We start from the raw sequence: 632 nt of genomic DNA on the forward strand, positions 1-632 counted from the left end.
TCCAAAATCACAGCCTCGCCAGTCGGTTTTGCAGCGCCTGCCGATCGGCGACGAGGTTGTCGAGGTGCAGCGGCTCGTTGTCTGGGCGCTGCCCATCCACCAATCGTTCAACCAGCGCCCGCGTGCCGTCCACCACAAAGACGCCGCAATCGTAATCGTTCCGCTGCAGGGCTATGCGGGCTGGCGCCAGGGTGGCGCCCAGCAGTCCTGCCAGCTGTGTGGCCGGCGCGTCGTTGTATTGCCCTGGCTGGAGGGAATCGTAGTGATAGGCGACCGGCCTTTGCGGGTTGCGGCGATCAACCAGCAGCAGCGACCAATGGGTGCCGGCGCGAGTCGGAGTGCCATTGTTCACCGGCAGGAACACGAAGTCGGCTGGGGCCTCGTTTCGATTATAGATGGACTGTAACGTGCCTCGCGCGTCTTCCACCCCCATGTGGCGCAGCAGATGCGATACCGACGGATCGACCAGCCGTGTCCTGCCGGCGAGCCTTGGATCGATCCCCAGCAGCTGCTCCTCCAGGAGATCGTAATCGCTCTGGATATGGGCGTCGCTCAGCCACTCGGTGGCTCCCAGCACCGACCCCGCCGGGACCCTGGACGAGGCGACCCTCCCGACCTGAGCATCGGAGGAG

1 protein-coding gene is annotated in these 632 nt (G+C 64.9%); it reads right to left on the bottom strand.

The window, feature by feature from the left end:
- Nucleotides 1-7: 7 nt before the first annotated feature.
- Nucleotides 8-632 (bottom strand): Ulp1 family isopeptidase (locus ACWGTO_RS33735; protein WP_454578988.1); only part of this gene is annotated, 625 nt, incomplete at its 5' end.

The sequence above is a fragment of the Mesorhizobium sp. PL10 genome (genome assembly GCF_053714315.1).